Genomic DNA, 19,704 nt, shown 5'->3' on the forward strand with positions numbered 1-19,704 from the left:
GCTCCGCAGGCCGATCGCCTGCGGAAACCGGCGGGAATCAGTCGATGACCGCCGTGGTCAGACGCGAAGTGCAGCACAGCCGATCGCGCGCGTCGAAGATCTCGATTTGCCACACCTGATGACGGCGGCCAACGTGCAGTGCGCGGCACACCCCGCGCACCTGGCCATCGAACACCGCGCGCAGGTGGTTGGCGTTGATCTCCAGCCCCACCACTTTCTGCTCGCCCTCGCTGCACAGGTAACCGGCCATCGATCCCATCGATTCCGCCAGCACCACCGACGCCCCGCCGTGCAACAGCCCGAACGGCTGCCGGGTGCGGCCATCGACCGGCATGGTGGCCTCGAGGAAATCCTCGCCCAGTTGGGTAAACTCGATGCCCACATGGCTGACCATGCAGCCGTCGCCGGCGCGGTTCAGCTGCTCCAGCGATGTTTCACGTTTCCACAATTTCACTCAATCATCTCCAGAAGTGCCTGTAAGGGGTGGCGCACGCCATTGCCCTCGATGCGTTTCACCTGGCTGCGGCAGGAATAGCCGGTCGCCAGACAGCGCTGCCGCGGCAAACGCTGCAGTGTCGGGTGCCATGATAGCTCATAAATGCCGAGCGAGTTTTGCAGGTTCTTGGCTTCATGGCCGTAAGTGCCCGCCATGCCGCAGCAGCCGACGCTGACGTTCTCCAGTTTGGCGCCGAAGCGCGCGAAGATCGCCGCCCACTGTTGGCCGCTGGCCGGCAGCGCGGTGGTTTCGGTACAGTGGCCGAACAGATACCAGGGTTCGCCGGTCGCTGGCTGTTCGGCGCGATCCGCGATCCGCTGCTGCAGCCATTCGTGCACCAGCTGCACCTGGAAATCGCCGCGCTCGGCGCCGAGGATCTCGCGGTATTCGTCGCGGTAGCACAGCACCAGCGCCGGATCGACACCCACCAGCGGCATGCCAAGCTGCGCCACACGGTTGAGGAAATCGGCGGTTTTGCGCGCGGTGCGGGCGAACCGCGTCAGGAAACCTTTCACATGCTGCGCCTTGCCGTTCGGCGAGAACGGCAGCAGCACCGGTTTATAGCCGAGCTTCTCCACCAGCCGGACAAAGTCCGCCACCACTTTGGCGTCGTAATAGCTGGTGAACGGATCCTGGACGATCAGCACGTGATCTGCGCGCTGCTCGGCGCTCAGCCCTTCCAACTGCTCCAGCGTCAGCGTGGTCGCGCGGTGGCCGGACAGCTGCTGACGCAGCGTCGGGCTGGACAGCAGCGGCAGATCGACCATGCCGATGGCGTTGCGGCTCATCTCCCGCAGCCACGGCTGGCGGAAGAAGAAGTTGAACACCTTCGGCACGCGGGCCATCAATGGGGTATAGCTCTCCACGCCGGCGACCATGTAGTCGCTTACCGGGCGCAGATAGCGGGTGTGGTAGAGCTGCAGGAAGCGCGAACGGAATCCTGGCACGTCAATCTTGATTGGGCACTGGGTGGAGCAAGCCTTGCAGGCCAGGCAACCGGACATCGCCTCTTTCACTTCGTGCGAAAAGTCGTACTCGCCCTTGCCGGCGTGCCAGCTGTTGCGGGTCTTCTCGATCAGGCCGCACAGGCTGAGGCGCTGCTGCGGCAGCTGTTTCTCCAGCGCCAACGGATCGACGCCCTGCTCGGCCAGCAGACGCAGCCACTCGCGCACCAGCGTCGCCCGCCCTTTCGGTGAATGAATGCGGTTGCCGCTGATCTTCATCGACGGGCACATCGGGCTGCGCACGTCGAAGTTGAAGCACAGGCCGTTGCCGTTACACTCCAGCGCGCCGCGGAACGAGGTGCGCACCTCGACCGGGATCTGGCGATCGAAGGTGCCGCGTTTGACCGCGTCCACCTGCATCATTGGCGCATCCACCGCCAGCGGCGCACAGATCTTGCCCGGGTTCAGACGGTTATCCGGATCGAACGCCGCTTTGATGCGGCGCAGCTCCTCATACAGCGTTTCCCCGAAGAATTCAGGGCTGTATTCCGCGCGGAAGCCCTTGCCGTGCTCACCCCACAGCAGGCCGCCGTATTTGGCGGTCAGCGCCACCACCCGATCGGAGATCTGCTTCATCAGCACTTCCTGCTGCGGGTCGCACATATCAAGCGCCGGGCGCACGTGCAGCACCCCAGCGTCGACGTGGCCGAACATGCCATAGCTCAGGTTATGGTCGTCGAGCAGTTGACGGAATTCGACGATATAGTCCGCCAGGTGTTGCGGCGGCACGCAGGTGTCCTCGGCGAACGGAATCGGCTTGGCGCGCCCTTTGGCGTTGCCCAGCAGCCCGACCGCCTTCTTGCGCATGTTGTAAATGCGCTCGATGCCCGCCAGATCGCCACAGATCTGGTAACCGATCACGCCGCCCTGCCGCTGCGCGATCAATTCGTCCAGCCGTTGACACAGGGTTTCCATCTGGCCGTCGATCAGCGCGCGATCGTCACCGGCGAACTCGACGATGTTCAGCCCGAGCATCTCTTTATCCGGCACGTCGGCGATCAGTTCGTTCACCGAGTGCCAAACGATGTCTTCACGCGCCAGGTTCAGCACCTTGGAATCGATGGTTTCCACCGACAGCGCCTTGGCTTCGACCATAAAGGGCGCATTGCGCAGCGCCGAGTCGAAGGAGTCGTATTTTACGTTAACCAAACGGCGCACTTTCGGCAGCGGCGTGATGTCCAGCCGCGCCTCGGTGATAAACGCCAGCGTGCCTTCGGCGCCGGTCAGGATGCGCGTCAGATCGAAGGTTTGCAGATCGTCGCTCAGCACGTGGCGCAGATCGTAACCGGTGAGGAAGCGGTTGAGCTTGGGGAATTTCTCCAGGATCAGCGCGCGCTGCTCGCGGCAGCGGTTCAGCACCGTGCGGTAGATACGCCCTTCGGCGGTCTCGTCCAGAGCAATCGTTTCCGCCAGCGCCGTCGGCATGGCGCGGGTATCGATCATCTCGCCGCCCAGCAGCACCGCCCGCAGGCCCAACACGTGATCGGAGGTTTTGCCGTACACCAGCGAACCCTGGCCGGAGGCGTCGGTATTGATCATGCCACCCAGGGTGGCGCGGTTGCTGGTGGACAGTTCCGGCGAGAAGAAGTAGCCGAACGGCCGCAGATATTGATTCAGTTGATCCTTGATCACCCCGGCTTCGACTTTTACCCAGCCTTGTTCAACGTTGATCTCCAGTATGCGGTTCATATGGCGCGACATATCGACCACGATGCCGGTATTGAGCGACTGGCCGTTGGTGCCGGTGCCGCCGCCGCGCGGGCTGAATGTCAGCGCATTGAATCGCTCTTCCCCGGCCAGGCGGGCGATCAGCGCCACGTCGGCGGTGGAACGGGGGAACACCACCGCATCGGGCAACAGCTGATAGATGCTGTTGTCGGTGGCCATCGTCAGCCGGTCGGCATAGCTGGTGGCGGTATCGCCGTTGAATCCGTTTTGCTTCAGTGCTTCCAAAAAGTCGAGCACCCGTTGAACGAGGCCGGGTGCCTGAGAAATCTGTGGGATCATTCGCTTTTTTGACCCTGTCCGTCTATTTTTTATGCGCTGATGTACGCTGAATCGGGCCTTTAATTCAGACCCACCCTATTTTTTAGTGACACTAAAAACTAACATACTCGTTTAGTGAAGGCATTCACATTATTACCGCCCTGCGAACGCCGCCACAGGCGGCCGCCCGGCGGTAATAAACCGACCGACAGGCACCCGATTCGCCGGTGCCAGGGATTTAATTGACCAGTATGAGAAGCCACTGATGCCACTCCCGCAATCGCGTTACGACTTACCGCGAATTATTTTCGGCGTGCTGTTTATCGCCATCATGATCGTCGCCTGTTTTTGGGTGATCCAACCGTTCATTCTCGGCTTCGCTTGGGCGGGAATGGTGGTGATCGCCACCTGGCCGCTGCTGCTCAAACTGCAAAAGCTGCTGTGGGGCCGCCGCTCGCTGGCGGTGCTGGTGATGACCCTGCTGCTGATCCTGCTGTTCATTTTGCCTATCTCTCTGCTGATCAGCAGCGTGGTGGATAACAGTGCGCCGCTGATCGCCTGGGCCAGCTCACCGGGCAAGCTGCATATTCCCGATCTCGCCTGGCTGCAGTCCGTGCCGATGATCGGCGACAGGCTCTATACCAGCTACCATACGCTGGTTAACGCCGGCGGCGCCGCGCTGCTGGCGAAGGTGCAGCCGTACTTCGGCCAAACCGCCACCTGGTTCGTGGCGCAGGCCGCGCATATCGGCCGTCTGCTGCTGCACTGCGCGCTGATGCTGCTGTTCAGCGCCCTGTTGTATGCGCGCGGCGAGCAGGTGGCGTTGGGCATCCGCCACTTTGCGGTGCGCCTCGGCTCTGCGCGCGGCGATGCGGCGGTGCTGCTGGGCGGCCAGGCGATCCGCGCCGTCGCGCTGGGTGTGGTGGTGACGGCGCTGGTGCAGTCGGTGCTGGGCGGCATCGGTCTGGCGGTGAGCGGCATTCCGGCCGCCACTCTGCTGACGATGCTGATCTTCATCTGCTGCGTGGCGCAATTGGGGCCGCTGCTGGTGCTGGTGCCGGCCATCATCTGGCTGTACTGGCACGGCGATACCACCTGGGGCACCGTGCTGCTGGTCTGGAGCTGCGTGGTGGCTACGCTGGATAACGTGCTGCGCCCGGTGCTGATCCGCATGGGCGCCGATCTGCCGCTGCTGCTGATCCTGTCCGGCGTTATCGGCGGCTTGCTGGCCTTCGGCATGATTGGCCTGTTCATCGGCCCGGTGGTGTTGGCGGTATCTTATCGCCTGCTGACCGCCTGGATGGATGAAGCGCCGGAGCCGACCACCGCGCCGGAGCAAGTCATCGAAGATTTGGAAAAACGCTGATTCCCCTCTTCCGCCCGCATCGTCGGGCGGAACTTTTCATTCCTGCCGTTATTCCTACCCCATTCGAGTAATATCTCCACCCAATATAATGCCGCCATATATTGATTACGGCACCGCGAATGAAAGGTGCAATGTAAATCCCTGTTTGTTGCAAACGGCAAAAAGAGATAACTCCCGCAAATAAAATGTGATGCCGCTATCGATTAGGATGATTCTTAATGACTAGTCGCGTTCAAAAATCTAGTATTATGGCCATCTATTGCTTCAAATCACTGATTTTAAAGCAACCTTTCTGAACAATGTAATGCCATACATGTGAATTGCTGTGTGTAGTCTTTGCCCATCTCCTACGGTGGGCTTTTTTTATTCTTTTTTCGTCGAATTGATTATTTTACGCGCCGTTATTTACATTCAGAAATAAAAAGGCCGCAGCGTTAACTGCGGCCCGGCGTTAATGCCTCAGCGATGCCGAGACATTATTTCTTTTTCGACAAATTGATCCAGGTCTGCACCACGGTGTCCGGATTAAGCGACAGGCTGTCGATGCCCTGCTCCATCAGCCACTCGGCGAAGTCTTCGTGGTCGGACGGGCCCTGGCCGCAGATGCCGACGTATTTGCCGTGGCGCTTGGCCGCCTGAATCGCCATCGACAGCAGCGCTTTCACCGCGTCGTTGCGTTCGTCGAACAGCTCCGACACCACGCCGGAATCGCGATCCAGCCCCAGCGCCAACTGGGTCATATCGTTGGAGCCGATGGAGAAGCCGTCGAAGTGTTCGAGGAACTGATCCGCCAACAGCGCATTGGACGGGATCTCGCACATCATGATCACTTTCAGCCCGTTTTCGCCGCGCTTCAGCCCCTGACGCGCCAGCTCGGCCACCACCGCTTCCGCCTGCGCCACGGTGCGCACGAACGGCACCATGATTTCGACGTTGGTCAGCCCCATTTCGTTACGCACGCGTTTCACCGCCTCGCACTCCAGCGCGAAGCAATCGCGGAAGCTGTCGGCCACGTAGCGGCCGGCGCCGCGGAAGCCCAGCATCGGGTTCTCTTCGTGCGGTTCATACTTGTCGCCACCAACCAGGTTGGCGTACTCGTTGGATTTGAAGTCGGACAGGCGCACGATCACGCGCTTCGGCCAGAAGGCGGCGCCCAGCGTCGCGATGCCCTCGGTCAGGCGGCCGACGTAGAATTCGACCGGATGATCGTAACCCTGCATCAGCGCGCGAATCTCGTTTTGCAGCGCCGGCGTCTGCTGATCGAACTCCAGCAGCGCACGCGGGTGCACGCCGATCATGCGGTTGATGATAAATTCCAGCCGCGCCAGGCCCACGCCTTCGTTCGGCAAACGCGCAAAGTCGAAGGCGCGATCCGGGTTGCCGACGTTCATCATGATCTTCAGCGGCAGATCCGGCAGCTCGGTCACTTCGGAGCTCTGCACGCTGAAATCCAGCATATCGCTGTAAACGAAGCCGGTGTCGCCTTCCGCGCAGGACACGGTGACTTTCTGGCCGTCTTTCAGCACGTCGGTGGCGTGACCGCAGCCCACCACCGCCGGGATCCCCAGCTCACGGGCGATGATCGCCGCGTGACAGGTACGCCCGCCGCGGTTGGTGACGATCGCGGCGGCCTTCTTCATGATCGGTTCCCAGTCCGGGTCGGTCATGTCGGTGACCAGCACGTCGCCCGGCTGGATGCGATCCATTTCGCTGATGTCGTGGATCACTTTCACCGGACCGGCGCCGATGCGGTGGCCGATGGCGCGGCCTTCCACCAGCACCGGGCTGGAGCCGTTCAGCTGGTAGCGCTCCATGGTCTGTTCGTTGGAGCGCACGGTTTCCGGGCGCGCCTGCACGATCAACAGCTTGCCGGTATGGCCGTCTTTCGCCCACTCGATATCCATCGGGCGGCCGTAATGTTTTTCGATCAGGATCGCCTGCTGCGCCAGCGCCTGCACTTCGTCATCCGTTAGCGAGAAACGGCTGCGCTGCGCTTCCGGCACGTCTTCGATGCGCACCTGCTTGCCGTGATCCTGCGACGGCGCGTACACCATGCGGATCTTTTTCGAACCCAGGTTGCGGCGCACGATCGCCGGCTTGCCGTTTTGCAGCGTCGGTTTGTGCACATAGAACTCATCCGGGTTCACTGCGCCCTGCACCACCATTTCACCCAGGCCGAAGGCGGAGGTGATAAACACCACCTGATCAAAACCGGACTCGGTATCGATGGTGAACATCACGCCCGAAGAGGCCAAATCCGAGCGCACCATGCGCTGTACGCCCGCCGACAGCGCCACGCCGCGGTGGTCATAGCCCTGATGCACGCGATAAGAGATGGCACGGTCGTTGAACAGCGACGCGAACACGTGCTTGATCGCCACCATTACGGCGTCGATGCCCTGCACGTTGAGGAAGGTTTCCTGCTGGCCGGCGAAGGACGCGTCCGGCATGTCTTCCGCCGTGGCGGAGGAGCGCACCGCGAAGGAAGCTTCCGGTTCGCCGTCGGCGAGCTGTTGGTAAGCCTGATGAATTTCGCGTTCGAACTCGGCGTGGAACGGCGTGTCGATCACCCATTGGCGGATCTGGGCGCCGGCCTTGGCCAGTTGTGCAACGTCGTCAACGTCGGTCTGATCCAGTAGCTGATAGATGCGCTGGTTAACACCGCTTTGTTCGAGGAAATCGTTAAACGCCTGTGCGGTGGTGGCAAAACCGTTCGGCACGGCCACGCCCAAATCGGAAAGATTGGTGATCATTTCACCGAGGGAGGCGTTTTTGCCGCCGACACGGTCAACGTCGTGCATGCCAAGCTGGTTGTACCAAAGCACATTACGCAAGTCTGGGCCATTGTTGGACATCGAGACAATCCTTATTGCTATCAGTAGGGTAAAGACGGATTTAATTCGCTTGCTTTACGGCGCCGCTAACACGGAGCCGAATCAGACTAGCACACTGATCCGGGGAAAATGGAAAGGTGAATCGATCAACCCACTGAAGAAAGTGGTTTTTAAGAGAATGTCCTAACCGGCTGATTTGCCTGGGAACCGTTCCCAATCGCACGAAAAGCTTAGTTCTCAACAAATTACGCTCTTTTTAAACTTCTGTTTTAATGACCACGCAAACGCTACCGTTTTTGGTGAAAATAGCGGCAAATTTACGTTTCGGATCGAAAAGCGTCGCTGCGCCGCGATTTTTACCGCCGCCAAAGCGCGCTTTTCTTCACGCGCCGCCGCAAGGCGCTTTACCGCCCCGCCGTCACAATTTTTCCCCTCGCCCCTTTACCGGCGGATCGTCTGCGGCTCATGATATTGACAGTGATGACAGCAGTAACACCGTTTTCAGGTAAGGAGCCTCGGGTGGAAAGAAGCGTTTTTTATATTTCGGATGGTACGGCGATCACCGCCGAAGTGCTGGGACACGCGGTGCTGTCGCAGTTCCCGGTCACGGCGACCACCTATACCCTGCCGTTTGTCGAAACCGAGGCGCGCGCTCGCGCAGTTCGCCAACAAATCGATGATATCTATAATGAAACCGGCGTGCGGCCACTGGTGTTTTACTCCATCATCTCGCCGGAAGTGCGCGATGTGATCGTGCAGAGCCAGGGCTTCTGCCAGGATATCGTGCAGGCGCTGGTCGGCCCGCTGCAGGGCGAGCTGGAAGTGGAGCCGACGCCGGTGCCGAACCGCACCCACGGTCTGACCGCCAGCAACCTCGGCAAGTACGACGCGCGCATTGCCGCCATCGACTATACGCTGGCGCACGACGACGGCATTTCGCTGCGCAACCTCGATCAGGCGCAGGTGATCCTGCTCGGCGTGTCGCGCTGCGGCAAAACCCCCACCAGCCTTTATCTGGCGATGCAGTTCGGCATCCGCGCCGCCAACTACCCGTTTATCGCCGACGATATGGACAATTTGCACCTGCCGGCCTCGCTGAAACCGTTTCAGCATAAATTATTCGGCCTGACCATCGATCCGGAACGCCTGGCGGCGATCCGCGAGGAACGGCGTGAAAACAGCCGTTACGCTTCATTGCGCCAGTGCCGTATGGAGATCGCCGAAGTCGAGGCGCTGTTCCGCAAAAATCAGATCCGCTACCTCAATACCACCAACTATTCGGTCGAAGAGATCTCCACCAAAATCCTCGACATCCTCGGCATGAGCCGCCGCATGTTCTGACCTTTTCCTCGCGGGGCCGCCGCGCCCCGCCACCTGCCGTTTATTTCAGCAGCCGCTGATTTTTTTGTGCTTTTTTTCGCGGCTTTGATCAACAGAACACAATCTCTACGGTTGAATTCAGCGCTTTTTGCGTTATTGTGATCGCCATCACTTCCCGGCACTCCTGCCGCAGAGAAGAACAGTTTCCAGGGAACAACATGCACAAAACAGATGAACTGCGGACCGCGCGCATCGACAGCCTCGTCACGCCGCAAGCGTTGGCGGACAAGCTGCCGATCTCGGCGGCCGTCGCCGACAACGTGACCGCGTCACGAAAACGCATTGAAAAAATCCTCACCGGTGAAGACCGCCGCCTGCTGGTGGTGATCGGCCCCTGCTCCATCCACGATCTCGACGCCGCCGTCGATTACGCCGGCCGGTTGAACGCCCTGCGCGAACGCTACCAGGATCGCCTGGAGATCGTGATGCGCACCTATTTCGAAAAACCGCGCACCGTCGTCGGCTGGAAAGGCCTGATATCCGATCCGGCGCTGGACGGCACCTTCCAGGTCAACCGTGGCATCGAAATGGCGCGCCGCCTGCTGCTGGAAGTGAACCAGCTCGGCCTGCCGACCGCCACCGAATTCCTGGACATGGTGGTCGGCCAATACATCGCCGATCTGATCAGCTGGGGCGCCATCGGCGCGCGCACCACCGAAAGCCAGATCCACCGTGAAATGGCCTCGGCGCTCTCCTGCCCGGTCGGCTTCAAAAACGGCACCGACGGCAACACCCGCATCGCCATCGACGCCATTCGCGCGGCGCGCGCCGGGCACATGTTCCTGTCGCCGGACAAACATGGCCAAATGACCATCTACCAGACCAGCGGCAACCCGTACGGCCACATCATTATGCGCGGCGGCAAAACGCCGAACTATCACGCCAGCGACATCGCCGCCGCCTGCGACAGCCTGCGCGAGTTCGATCTGCCGGAACACCTGGTGATCGACTTCAGCCACGGCAACTGCCAGAAAATGCACCGCCGCCAGCTGGAAGTGGCCGACAACGTCTGCCAACAGATCCGCGCCGGCTCCGCCGCCATCACCGGCGTGATGGCGGAAAGCTTCCTGGTGGAAGGCACGCAGAAGATCGTCGCCGGCCAGCCGCTGACCTATGGCCAGTCGATCACCGATCCTTGCCTGAGCTGGTCCGACAGCGAACAGTTGCTGGCGATGCTGGCGGATGCGGTCGATAGCCGTTTCTGACGCAACCTAGGCCGGGGCTTCGCCCCGGCTTTATCCCTCCCGCACCGCTCATCTATACTGATTGCAACCTATTTGCACCCGCCGAAACGCACCTGGAGCCCCGGCATGATTCACTCTCTGTTATCCATCCCCTGCGTCACACTGCAGGGCGAGCAAAAAACGCTGGGCGATTACCCGGCGCGCGCTTATCTGGTGGTCAACACCGCCAGCAAGTGCGGCTTTACCCCGCAGTACCGCGGGCTGGAAAATTTGTGGCAATACTATCGCGAACGCGGCCTGGTGGTGCTCGGCTTCCCCTGCAACCAGTTTGGTTCTCAGGAGCCGGGCAGCCCGCTGGAGATCGCCAACTTTTGCAGCCTCAACTACGGCGTCAGTTTCCCGCTGTTCAGCAAGATAGACGTTAACGGCCCCAGCGCGCACCCGCTGTTCAATGAGCTGAAACGCCTGGCGCCCGGCATTCTGGGCAGCCGCCGCATCAAATGGAATTTCACCAAGTTCCTGCTCACCGCCGACGGCCAGCGCGTCACGCGCTTTGCGCCGATCACCAAGCCCGAACGCCTGTTTGACCGCATCGAAACCCTGCTGAAATAACGCCCCTTTTACACGGGCCGGGTACGCCCGGCCCGCCGCCGGATGTCCATTCGACAAAAAGGTTCCATCGGTAAAAAAATTTTCCTTGATGTAACCTTTCCTTCACATGATAATGATTCTCAGTTTGATATTAATTACCATTTAATGGTCTGTTTTATAAGCACAATGATAATGGATACTGCCAACACGCCTACCCCCGCCGCCGCGGCCCCGACCGAGCACAGCGCAAACGCGCCGCCCAGCTACGACAGCGCACAGCTGCTCGGCGCCGACGGCATCGCGTTCATTACCCATCAGGGCCAGCGCTATCAGCTGCGGCAGACCAAAGCCGGGAAATTGATCCTGACCAAATAACCACAGAACCCTCAAACGCCAGCCACCCCGATCTTTTGATCCAGGCAGCCAGCAAATCTATTGATATGTTTTATTACATACGGAGAGTTGCACCATGCCTCTGACATTTTCCACCCGGCTGCGTTTTTCCGCTTTGAGTCTGGCGATTGCCTGCGCTCTGCCTACGGTGGCCTTGGCACAAAACACCAGCACAACATCCTCTTCCAACGCGGCGCCGGCCAAAAAAGCCAAAGCCGCCGACGAGACCATGACCGTGGTCGCCACCGGCAACCAGCGCAGCAGCTTTGAAGCGCCGATGATGGTCACGGTCATCGAAGGCAACTCGCCGGAAAGCCAAACTGCAGGCACCGCCGCCGATATGCTGCGCCGCGTGCCGGGCATTACCGTCACGGGTTCCGGGCGCAGCAATGGGCAGGATCTCATGATGCGCGGTTACGACCGACGCGGCGTGCTGACGCTGGTCGACGGCATCCGCCAGGGGACCGATACCGGCCATATTAACGGCACATTTTTGGATCCTGCGTTAGTGAAACGCATTGAAGTCGTGCGCGGCCCCTCCGCGTTGCTGTACGGTAGCGGCGCGTTGGGTGGTGTAGTGTCTTATGAGACCGTCGATGCCGCCGATCTGCTGCTGCCGGGCCACGATAGCGGGTTCCGCGTCTACGGCACCGCCGGCACCGGCGATCACAGCCTGGGCATGGGCGCCAGCGCCTATGGCAAGACCGATAACCTCGACGGCCTGCTGTCTTTCGGCACTCGCGACGTCGGCGATCTGCGTCAGGGAAACGGCTTCGATGCGCCTAACGACGAAACCATCAGCAACGTGCTGGCCAAAGGCACCTGGAAGCTCGACGACAATCAGTCGCTGAGCGGCAATCTTCGTTACTACAATAACAGCGCGCAGGAGCCGAAAAACCCGCAAACGCCAGCCAGCTCCAGTGGAAACTTAATGACCGATCGTTCGACGATTCAACGCGACGCGGCACTGAGTTACAAACTGAAACCCGCCGGCCAGGATTGGCTGGATGCGGAAGCGAAAGTGTATTATTCAGACGTAAAAATTAACGCTCACGCCAATGGCAGCGAAGATGAAGCACGCAAACAAACCACGAAAGGCGCCAAACTCGAAAACCGAACGCGCCTGTTTGCGGATACTTTCGCCTCGCACCTGCTGACCTACGGTACCGAGGCCTACAAACAGGAACAAACACCGGGCGGCGCTACCGAAAGTTTCCCACACGCAAAAATCAATTTCGCTTCAGGCTGGCTGCAGGATGAAATCACGCTGCGCGATCTGCCTGTCACTCTGCTCGCCGGCACCCGCTATGACAATTACAAGGGCTCAAGCGACGGCTATGCCGATGTGGATGCGGACAAATGGTCCTCTCGCGGTGCTGTCAGTATTACGCCTACCGACTGGCTGATGCTGTTCGGCTCCTATTCTCAGGCGTTCCGCGCGCCGACGATGGGTGAGATGTACAACGACTCCAAGCACTTCTCAATTCCAATGGGACCAACCACCATCACCAACTATTGGGTGCCTAACCCGAATTTGAAACCGGAAACCAACGAAACCCAAGAGTACGGGTTTGGTCTGCGTTTCGATGATTTGATGCTGGCCGATGACAGTCTGCAGTTCAAAGTCAGCTATTTCGATACCAAAGCCAAGGACTACATCACCACCGATGTCACGATGGAACTGGGACGCGGTCCGCGAGGTCCTTATTGCATCAGTTGCACCACATTCTCGACCAATATCGATCGCGCCAAAATATGGGGTTGGGACGCTACGCTCAGCTATAAAACACCATGGTTCGGCTGGGATTTGGCTTATAACCGCACCCGTGGCAAAAATGAAGCAACCGGTGACTGGTTAAGCAGCATCAATCCAGACACCGTCACCAGTTCGCTGGACGTGCCGCTGGGCGAAACCGGCCTGTCCGCCGGCTGGGTCGCCACCTTCGCCGAACGCGCGACGCGCGTGGAGACCGGCACGGCCGAACAAGCCGGCTACGGCGTCAACGACTTCTATCTGAGCTATAAGGGCCGCGATCGTCTGCAGGGCATGACCACCACCGTGGTGCTGGGCAACGCCTTCGACAAGGAATATTACTCGCCGCAGGGCGTCCCGCAGGATGGCCGCAACGCCAAACTGCTGGTCAGCTACCAGTGGTAATCATTTGACTATCTGGCGGACAACCCGGTTGTCCGCCGTTCGCATTACAGCGCAGGAGAATCCCGCATGAGCAACACCCTATACGAACGCTACCAACAGGCTAAAATCGATCACCCCGGCAAATACGCCCGCGATCTGGCGGCGATCCTCGGCGTCAGCGAAGCGGAGCTGACGCACGCCCGCGTCGGCCACGACACTCGCCGCCTGCAGGCCGACGCGCGCACCCTGCTGACCGAGCTTGAGCAGGTCGGCGTCACCAAGTCCATCACCCGCAACAGCTATGCGGTGCATGAGCAGATGGGCCGCTACCGCAACCAGCACCTCAACGGCCACGCCGGGCTGATCCTCAACCCACGCGAGCTGGATCTGCGCCTGTTCCTCAACCACTGGACCAGCGTCTTCGCCATGAGCGAAACCAACAAGCGCGGCGTGCGCCACAGCATTCAGTTCTTCGACCAACAGGGCGATGCGCTGCACAAGGTCTACACCACCGAGGAAACCGATCTGCCGGCCTGGATGGCGCTGGTGGAGCGCCACCTGAGCGAAGAAAACCCGGCGCTGGCGCTGCAGCCCGCCGAGGCGGCAACCACCGATGAAACGACGCAGGATCATGCCAAAATCGACGGTGAGTGGCGCGCGATGACCGACGTTCACCAGTTCTTCCAGCTGCTGAGCCGCAACAAGCTGACGCGCCAACAGGCCTTCCGCGCCGTCGGCGACGATCTGGCCTACCAGGTGGACAACAGCGCGCTGTCGCAGCTGCTCGAAGCGGCGCAGCAACAGCAAAACGAGATCATGATCTTCGTCGGCAACCGCGGCTGCGTGCAGATCTTCACCGGCCAGATCGAACGTTTGATGCCGCAGGAAGGCTGGATCAACGTGTTCAACCGCCGCTTCACGCTGCACCTGATTGAAGACGCCATCGCCGAAAGCTGGATCACCCGCAAACCAACCAAGGACGGCATCGTCACCAGCCTGGAGCTGTTCGCCGCCGACGGCACGCAGATTGCGCAGCTGTATGGCCAGCGCACCGAAGGCCAGCCGGAACAAACCCAGTGGCGCGAGCAGGTTGCCGCGCTCGCCGCCAAGGACATCGCCGCATGAAATCTTCCTTGATCCGCCGCCTGGCGTTGATGATGTCGCTGGCGCTGCCGCTCACCGCCGCAGCGGCGCAGCGCATCGTCTCGATCGGCGGCGACGTGACGGAAATCGCCTTCGCGCTCGGCGCCGGCGACGAGGTGATCGCCCGCGACAGCACCAGTCTGCATCCGGAAGCGGTGAAAAAGCTGCCGGACGTCGGCTACATGCGCCAGCTGAACGCCGAAGGCATTTTGGCGCTGAAGCCGACTCTGGTGCTGACGACCGAGCTGGCACAGCCGGCGCTGGTGCTCAAACAGCTGGCGGACAGCGGTGTCAACGTGGTCAGCGTGCCGGGTGACACCACCCTGCAGGCGGTGCCGCAGAAAATCGCTACGATCGCCGCCGCGCTGCAGCGCGTTGAGCAAGGCAAACAGCTGAGCGAGCGCTATCGACAACAGCTGGCGGCGGTGGATACCTCCCCGCTGCCGGTCAAGGTGCTGTTCGTGATGAGCCACGGCGGCATTACGCCGATGGCCGCCGGGCAACACACCGCCGCCGACGCGGTGATTGCCGCCGCCGGTCTGAAAAACGCCATGCAGGGCTTTGACCGCTACCGGCCGCTGTCGCAGGAAGGCGTCATCGCCAGCGCGCCGGATCTGTTGCTGGTCACCACCGACGGCGTGCGCACCCTCGGCGGCGAACAGCAGCTGTGGACGCTGCCGGGCCTGGCGTTGACGCCGGCAGGCAAGCAGCGCCGCGTGCTGATCGTCGATGACATGGCGCTGCTGGGCTTCGGTCTGGAAACGCCGGCGGCGCTGGCCAAGCTGCGCCACGCGGCGGAGCAAAAGTAATGCGCTGTCGCACCTCGCCTCAGCTGGCCATCATCGGTCTGCTGGTGCTGCTGACGCTGCTTGCGCTGGTCGCCGCCAACCTGGGCGCGCTGACGCTGTCGTTTCGCACCCTATGGCGCGAGCCCTTCAGCGACGTAGCCTGGCACATCTGGTTGAACATTCGCCTGCCGCGCGTGCTGCTGGCGGTGGTGATCGGCTGCGCGCTGGCGGTGTCCGGCGCCGTGATGCAAGGGCTGTTCCGCAACCCGCTGGCGGATCCGAGCCTGCTGGGCATCAGCAGCGGCGGCGCGCTGTTTGTCGCGCTGTTCATCGTGATGCCGCTGGCGTTGCCGGTGACGATCGCGCTGTACGGTCATATGCTGGCGGCGTTCCTCGGCAGCCTGCTGGTGTCATTATTGATCTACGGCATCAGCCGCAGCGGGCACGGCAATCTGTCGCGGCTGCTGCTGGCGGGCATCGCCATCAACGCCCTGTGCATGGCGGCCATCGGCGTGCTCTCTTACGTCAGCAGCGATCAACAGCTGCGCCAGTTCTCGCTGTGGATGATGGGCAGCCTCAGCCAGTCGCAGTGGCCGACCCTGGCGGTTTCCGCCTCGCTGATCCTGCCTGCGGCGCTGCTGACGCTGCTGCAGGCGCGCCGACTGAACCTGTTGCAGTTGGGGGACGAAGAGGCCCACTACCTCGGGGTGAACGTCCAGCGCGCCAAGCTGCAGCTGCTGTTGTTGAGCGCCTTGCTGATCGGCGCGGCGGTAGCGATGAGCGGCGTGATCGGCTTTGTCGGCCTGGTGGTGCCGCATCTGGTGCGCATGCGCCTCGGCGGCGATCACCGCTGGCTGCTGCCCTGCTCCGCGCTGGGCGGCGCCTGCCTGCTGCTGGTCAGCGATACGCTGGCGCGCACGCTGGTGGCGCCGGCCGAAATGCCGGTGGGGCTGATGACCAGCCTGATCGGCGGTCCCTATTTCTTGTGGCTGGTGATGCGCCAGCGGGAGCGAGCCGGTGGATAACGCCGCCTGCCTGACAGCCCGGGAGCTGCGTTACAGCCTCGGTACGCGCCGGTTGATCAACGACGTTTCGCTCAGCCTTGCCGGCGGTGAAATGGTGGCGATTATCGGCCCTAACGGCGCCGGCAAGTCGACGCTGCTGCGCTTGCTGACCGGCTATTTGACGCCGGACTGCGGCGAATGTCGGCTGCTTGACCGCCCGCTGGAACACTGGGCGCCGCAACAGTTGGCCAAAGTCCGGGCCGTGATGCGCCAGTACAGCGATTTGGCGTTTCCGTTCAGCGTGGAAGAAGTGGTCAGCATGGGGCGTTCGCCGCACGGCAAACGCGACGAGCATCAGGCGATCCAACAGGTGATGGCGCAAACCGACTGCCTGGCGCTGGCGCAGCGCGACTACCGCCAGCTGTCCGGCGGCGAACAACAGCGGGTGCAGCTGGCGCGGGTGTTGGCGCAGCTGTGGCAACCACAGCCGTCCCCCGCCTGGCTGTTCCTCGACGAACCGACCTCGGCGCTGGATCTGTATCACCAGCAGCACACCCTGCGCCTGCTGCGCTCGCTGACGCGCCAACAGCCGCTGGGCGTCTGCTGCGTGCTGCACGATCTCAATCTGGCCGCGCTGTACGCCGATCGGATCCTGCTGTTGCATCAGGGGCGGTTGGTGGCGAGCGGCACGCCGCAGGAAGTGTTGCAAACGGAGATCCTCACCCGCTGGTATCAGGCCGATCTCGGCGTGGTGCATCATCCCGAAGTGTCGCTGCCGCAGGTCTACCTGCGCCAATAAAAAATTTAAGGGCGCTATCAAGCGCCCTTTCTTCATCTCAGCTGGAGCAGGAAATCTCCAGGTGCTTGCCCCAGTCCGGCGGCAGCGCGGCGAGATCGTCATACTCCGGCACATCGTCGAACGGCCGCAGCAGGGCCTGATGCAATCGCTGCAAACGGCCCACGTCGTCGTTCTCCGCGTCCTCAATCGCCTGCTGCGCCAGGTAGTTGCGCAGGATCAGCCGCGGATTCACCGCCTTCATCGCCCGTTGCCGCTCCGCATCGCTCACCTGCTCCTGTTGCAAACGCTGACGATACTGCTGATACCAGGCGTCGAACGCCGCGCGATCGATAAACTCGTCGCGCAGCGGCGACTGCGCCTGCTGCTGTTCGGTCTCGCTCAACAGGCGGAACGTGCGGGTATAGTCCCGCCCTTCCTGCGCCATCAGGCTCAACAGACCGGTGAGCACGTCGTTGTCCTGCGCCGTCGGCGTGAAGAAGCCGAGTTTGGCGCGCATCTGTTCGCCATAGGCGCGCATCAGCGCCGGCTCATACGCCGCCAGCGCCTGCTGCAGCTGTTCGGTGGTCATCAGCCCCGATAGGGTCTGCGCCAGACGATGCAGGTTCCACAACGCCACCGCCGGCTGATTGTCGAAGGCGTAACGCCCCTGGTGATCGGAATGGTTGCAGATATAGCCGGGCTGGTAGTCGTCAAGGAAACCGTAAGGGCCGTAATCGATGGTGATACCGAGAATCGACATGTTGTCGGTGTTCATCACGCCGTGCGCGAAACCGACGGTTTGCCAATGGGCGATCAGGCGCGCCGTGCGTTCGACCACGTCGGTAAACCACAACAGGTAGCGCTCGGCCTGATCCTGCAGCTGCGGCCAGTGACGGGCAATGACGAAATCCGCCAGCTGCCGTACCTGCTCCGGCTGTTTACGGTAGTAAAAGTGTTCGAAGTGGCCGAAGCGCACGTGGCTTTCCGCCACCCGCATCAGCATGGCACCGCGTTCCGGCTGCTCGCGGAATACCGGCTGCCTGCTGGTGACGATGGTCAACGCTCGGGTGGTGGGGATCCCCAAATGGTGCAGCGCCTCAGAGGCCAGAAACTCGCGGATAACCGAACGCAGCACCGCGCGGCCGTCCCCCATGCGCGAATACGGCGTCAGCCCGGCGCCCTTCAGGTGCCAGTCGCGGTGGCTGCCGTCCGCCAGAACCTGTTCGCCAAGCAAAATGCCGCGGCCATCGCCCAACTGCCCGGCCCACACGCCGAACTGGTGGCCACTGTACACCTGCGCCAGCGGCTGCATGCCCGGCAGCAGCGTTTCTCCCGCCCAAATCGGGGTTTTATCCTGAGTAAACCAGCTTTCATCCAGCCCCAGCTCGCGCGCCAGCGGCTCGCTGTGGTACAGCAGGCGCGCATCCTTGAGCGGCGTCGGGTTCAGAGCGGTGTAGAAGCCGGGTAACTGTTGGTAGTAAGCGTTATCGAACTGCGGCATAGGCCCTCCGTTTCAGCGTAGTGTAGAGCCTGAACGAGCGGATTAACACCGAAGGAATGCAGGGAGAACGCATCCGCCTGTCGTCAGGACGGATGCGGGGAGTTTGGCGTTCCGCCTGGCTGAGGAAGCGCGGTTTAATGCCGGCTGATAAACGGTGTTATCAGCCCAACAACGAGGATCAATTACGGTAGCGGAATCACGGTAACCTTACTCCGCGCATGATTTACCTCATTGTGTGTAATTTTTTATATCACTTCTTAATTATTGAACTCGCTGGGCGTCGCCAGCAAAGCTTGCAGATTATCCACACCAACGCTGGGCCATAAAAAACCTTGCAGACCTAAAACACCGGCGTACCTGAGTTTATTAAAATACTCTTTTTTCTCTATTCCTCCGACGATCACGCCTTTACATAACAGGTTGATATTCTTTAACAACGAGTCGATGACCACGTCATATCCCTGATGGGTAAACAGCTGCCAGTAAAAACGCTTGTCTATCTTTACGTAGTCAAACAAACCATCGTACAACGCGGTCAGCGTGGCTTTACCGGAACCGAAATCATCGAGCCACAGCGTAAACATTTCGCTTAATCGCCGCACGCTCGGGTTGTTCTTCCCGGCCGAAAGATTCGGAAAACTCTCACTCACTTCAAATGCAATAAAAGGATATTGCCCGATCCGTTGGCACAACGCCGAATCGGAAAGAATAAGCTCAACGATGGTTTCTTCGATATTGATGGTCAACTGCACGTTGTTACCGGTAAACCAAGCCGCATGCTGCACCGCAAGTTTCAGTTGCTCATTAAATAACTCAATCCTTTGTTCAGGCGCCAATAAATTAATCCCAATTTCGGCCGGCATGGCTAAATCACCGTCGAGACTGTTGAATCGGCTCAACATTTCCACCGCCAACAGCCCGCCCTCCATTGAGTAAACAGGTTGAAAAACATAGCTACTAATAAAGTCAGCTTCGAGTTGGATGTTCATTTTAATGCCACAGGATGAATGGCTAGCGTATCATCGTATATCAATATATTTTATCGATCAATCCCTCTGGGATTAATCGGAAATATCAATGTAAATACCCATGAAATATCATTTAATTGATAGATTAAAG

Annotated in this window: 15 protein-coding genes; 10 read left to right on the top strand and 5 right to left on the bottom strand. The window is 60.5% G+C overall.

Features of this window, described 5'->3' with window-relative positions:
- Positions 1 to 37: 37 nt before the first annotated feature.
- Together menI and ydiJ are read right to left on the bottom strand one after the other, a co-directional pair.
- Entirely contained in the window at positions 38 to 454 is a 417-nt protein-coding gene (gene menI / locus ACJ8HN_RS06910; protein WP_016927938.1) for a 1,4-dihydroxy-2-naphthoyl-CoA hydrolase, read from the bottom strand.
- Positions 451 to 3,507, bottom strand: a complete 3,057-nt coding sequence (gene ydiJ / locus ACJ8HN_RS06915; RefSeq protein WP_442523205.1) for a D-2-hydroxyglutarate dehydrogenase YdiJ — start codon at positions 3,505 to 3,507, stop codon at positions 451 to 453. The genes menI and ydiJ overlap by 4 nt, the downstream gene beginning before the upstream one ends.
- A 244-nt stretch (positions 3,508 to 3,751) precedes the next feature.
- On the opposite strand from ydiJ, the gene ydiK reads away from it, so the two are divergent.
- The gene (gene ydiK / locus ACJ8HN_RS06920) at positions 3,752 to 4,852 is read left to right on the top strand and encodes an AI-2E family transporter YdiK (RefSeq protein ID WP_033646299.1); all 1,101 of its coding nucleotides are present in this window, start codon (positions 3,752 to 3,754) and stop codon (positions 4,850 to 4,852) included.
- 476 nt (positions 4,853 to 5,328) lie between these two features.
- Here ydiK and ppsA read toward each other — a convergent pair whose 3' ends face one another.
- Positions 5,329 to 7,707: a phosphoenolpyruvate synthase gene (gene ppsA, locus ACJ8HN_RS06925; RefSeq protein WP_041034881.1), complete on the bottom strand. Its 2,379-nt coding sequence runs from the start codon at positions 7,705 to 7,707 to the stop codon at positions 5,329 to 5,331.
- A 459-nt stretch (positions 7,708 to 8,166) separates the two neighbouring features.
- Here ppsA and ppsR point away from each other — a divergent pair, with 459 nt between their 5' ends.
- The 9 genes from ppsR (at position 8,167) to ACJ8HN_RS06970 (ending at position 17,105) form a co-directional block, all read left to right on the top strand.
- Positions 8,167 to 9,027, top strand: a complete 861-nt coding sequence (gene ppsR, locus ACJ8HN_RS06930; protein ID WP_049234269.1) for a posphoenolpyruvate synthetase regulatory kinase/phosphorylase PpsR — start codon at positions 8,167 to 8,169, stop codon at positions 9,025 to 9,027.
- A 197-nt stretch (positions 9,028 to 9,224) separates the two neighbouring features.
- Positions 9,225 to 10,271: a 3-deoxy-7-phosphoheptulonate synthase gene (locus ACJ8HN_RS06935; RefSeq protein WP_004931381.1), complete on the top strand. Its 1,047-nt coding sequence runs from the start codon at positions 9,225 to 9,227 to the stop codon at positions 10,269 to 10,271.
- 105 nt (positions 10,272 to 10,376) lie between these two features.
- Positions 10,377 to 10,862, top strand: a complete 486-nt coding sequence (locus tag ACJ8HN_RS06940) for a glutathione peroxidase (protein WP_174158905.1) — start codon at positions 10,377 to 10,379, stop codon at positions 10,860 to 10,862.
- A 171-nt stretch (positions 10,863 to 11,033) separates the two neighbouring features.
- Positions 11,034 to 11,216 (top strand): hemin uptake protein HemP, encoded by a 183-nt coding sequence (hemP, locus tag ACJ8HN_RS06945; protein WP_016927944.1) that lies wholly within the window; start codon positions 11,034 to 11,036, stop codon positions 11,214 to 11,216.
- Between the two features lie 94 nt (positions 11,217 to 11,310).
- Complete coding sequence (locus ACJ8HN_RS06950; protein WP_442523206.1) at positions 11,311 to 13,392, top strand: TonB-dependent hemoglobin/transferrin/lactoferrin family receptor; 2,082 nt, start codon at positions 11,311 to 11,313, stop codon at positions 13,390 to 13,392.
- Positions 13,393 to 13,458: 66 nt separating this feature from the next.
- Positions 13,459 to 14,496: a hemin-degrading factor gene (locus ACJ8HN_RS06955; RefSeq protein ID WP_033638353.1), complete on the top strand. Its 1,038-nt coding sequence runs from the start codon at positions 13,459 to 13,461 to the stop codon at positions 14,494 to 14,496.
- Entirely contained in the window at positions 14,493 to 15,323 is an 831-nt protein-coding gene (locus ACJ8HN_RS06960) for a heme/hemin ABC transporter substrate-binding protein (RefSeq protein ID WP_033638352.1), read from the top strand. Before ACJ8HN_RS06955 ends, ACJ8HN_RS06960 begins: the two co-directional genes overlap by 4 nt.
- Positions 15,323 to 16,327, top strand: a complete 1,005-nt coding sequence (locus ACJ8HN_RS06965) for a FecCD family ABC transporter permease (protein ID WP_442523207.1) — start codon at positions 15,323 to 15,325, stop codon at positions 16,325 to 16,327. The genes ACJ8HN_RS06960 and ACJ8HN_RS06965 overlap by 1 nt, the downstream gene beginning before the upstream one ends.
- Positions 16,320 to 17,105 carry a heme ABC transporter ATP-binding protein gene (locus tag ACJ8HN_RS06970; RefSeq protein ID WP_033646306.1) on the top strand — a complete coding sequence of 262 codons (786 nt, stop codon included), beginning with the start codon at positions 16,320 to 16,322 and terminating at the stop codon, positions 17,103 to 17,105. Before ACJ8HN_RS06965 ends, ACJ8HN_RS06970 begins: the two co-directional genes overlap by 8 nt.
- Positions 17,106 to 17,142: 37 nt before the next feature.
- On the opposite strand, the gene ACJ8HN_RS06975 is transcribed toward ACJ8HN_RS06970, so the two are convergent.
- Both ACJ8HN_RS06975 and ACJ8HN_RS06980 read right to left on the bottom strand, forming a co-directional pair.
- On the bottom strand, positions 17,143 to 18,585 hold the full coding sequence (locus ACJ8HN_RS06975; RefSeq protein WP_033653924.1) for a protein adenylyltransferase SelO: 1,443 nt from the start codon (positions 18,583 to 18,585) through the stop codon (positions 17,143 to 17,145).
- 257 nt (positions 18,586 to 18,842) lie between these two features.
- A complete protein-coding gene (locus ACJ8HN_RS06980) occupies positions 18,843 to 19,574 on the bottom strand; it encodes an EAL domain-containing protein (protein ID WP_041034870.1) in 732 nt (243 codons plus the stop codon).
- Positions 19,575 to 19,704 lie beyond the last annotated feature (130 nt).

It is taken from the genome of Serratia sp. CY29653, assembly GCF_052169255.1.
In the GTDB taxonomy this organism is placed as follows: domain Bacteria; phylum Pseudomonadota; class Gammaproteobacteria; order Enterobacterales; family Enterobacteriaceae; genus Serratia; species Serratia sarumanii.

Coding starts and splice junctions, on each gene's coding strand:
- ppsR (WP_049234269.1), top strand. CDS start 8,167: ATGACAGCAGTAACACCGTTTTCAGGTAAGGAGCCTCGGGTGGAAAGA.
- ACJ8HN_RS06950 (WP_442523206.1), top strand. CDS start 11,311: ATGCCTCTGACATTTTCCACCCGGCTGCGTTTTTCCGCTTTGAGTCTG.
- ydiK (WP_033646299.1), top strand. CDS start 3,752: ATGCCACTCCCGCAATCGCGTTACGACTTACCGCGAATTATTTTCGGC.
- ACJ8HN_RS06980 (WP_041034870.1), bottom strand. CDS start 19,574: ATGAACATCCAACTCGAAGCTGACTTTATTAGTAGCTATGTTTTTCAA.
- ACJ8HN_RS06975 (WP_033653924.1), bottom strand. CDS start 18,585: ATGCCGCAGTTCGATAACGCTTACTACCAACAGTTACCCGGCTTCTAC.
- ACJ8HN_RS06965 (WP_442523207.1), top strand. CDS start 15,323: ATGCGCTGTCGCACCTCGCCTCAGCTGGCCATCATCGGTCTGCTGGTG.
- ACJ8HN_RS06960 (WP_033638352.1), top strand. CDS start 14,493: ATGAAATCTTCCTTGATCCGCCGCCTGGCGTTGATGATGTCGCTGGCG.
- ydiJ (WP_442523205.1), bottom strand. CDS start 3,507: ATGATCCCACAGATTTCTCAGGCACCCGGCCTCGTTCAACGGGTGCTC.
- ACJ8HN_RS06935 (WP_004931381.1), top strand. CDS start 9,225: ATGCACAAAACAGATGAACTGCGGACCGCGCGCATCGACAGCCTCGTC.
- ACJ8HN_RS06940 (WP_174158905.1), top strand. CDS start 10,377: ATGATTCACTCTCTGTTATCCATCCCCTGCGTCACACTGCAGGGCGAG.
- hemP (WP_016927944.1), top strand. CDS start 11,034: ATGGATACTGCCAACACGCCTACCCCCGCCGCCGCGGCCCCGACCGAG.
- ACJ8HN_RS06955 (WP_033638353.1), top strand. CDS start 13,459: ATGAGCAACACCCTATACGAACGCTACCAACAGGCTAAAATCGATCAC.
- ppsA (WP_041034881.1), bottom strand. CDS start 7,707: ATGTCCAACAATGGCCCAGACTTGCGTAATGTGCTTTGGTACAACCAG.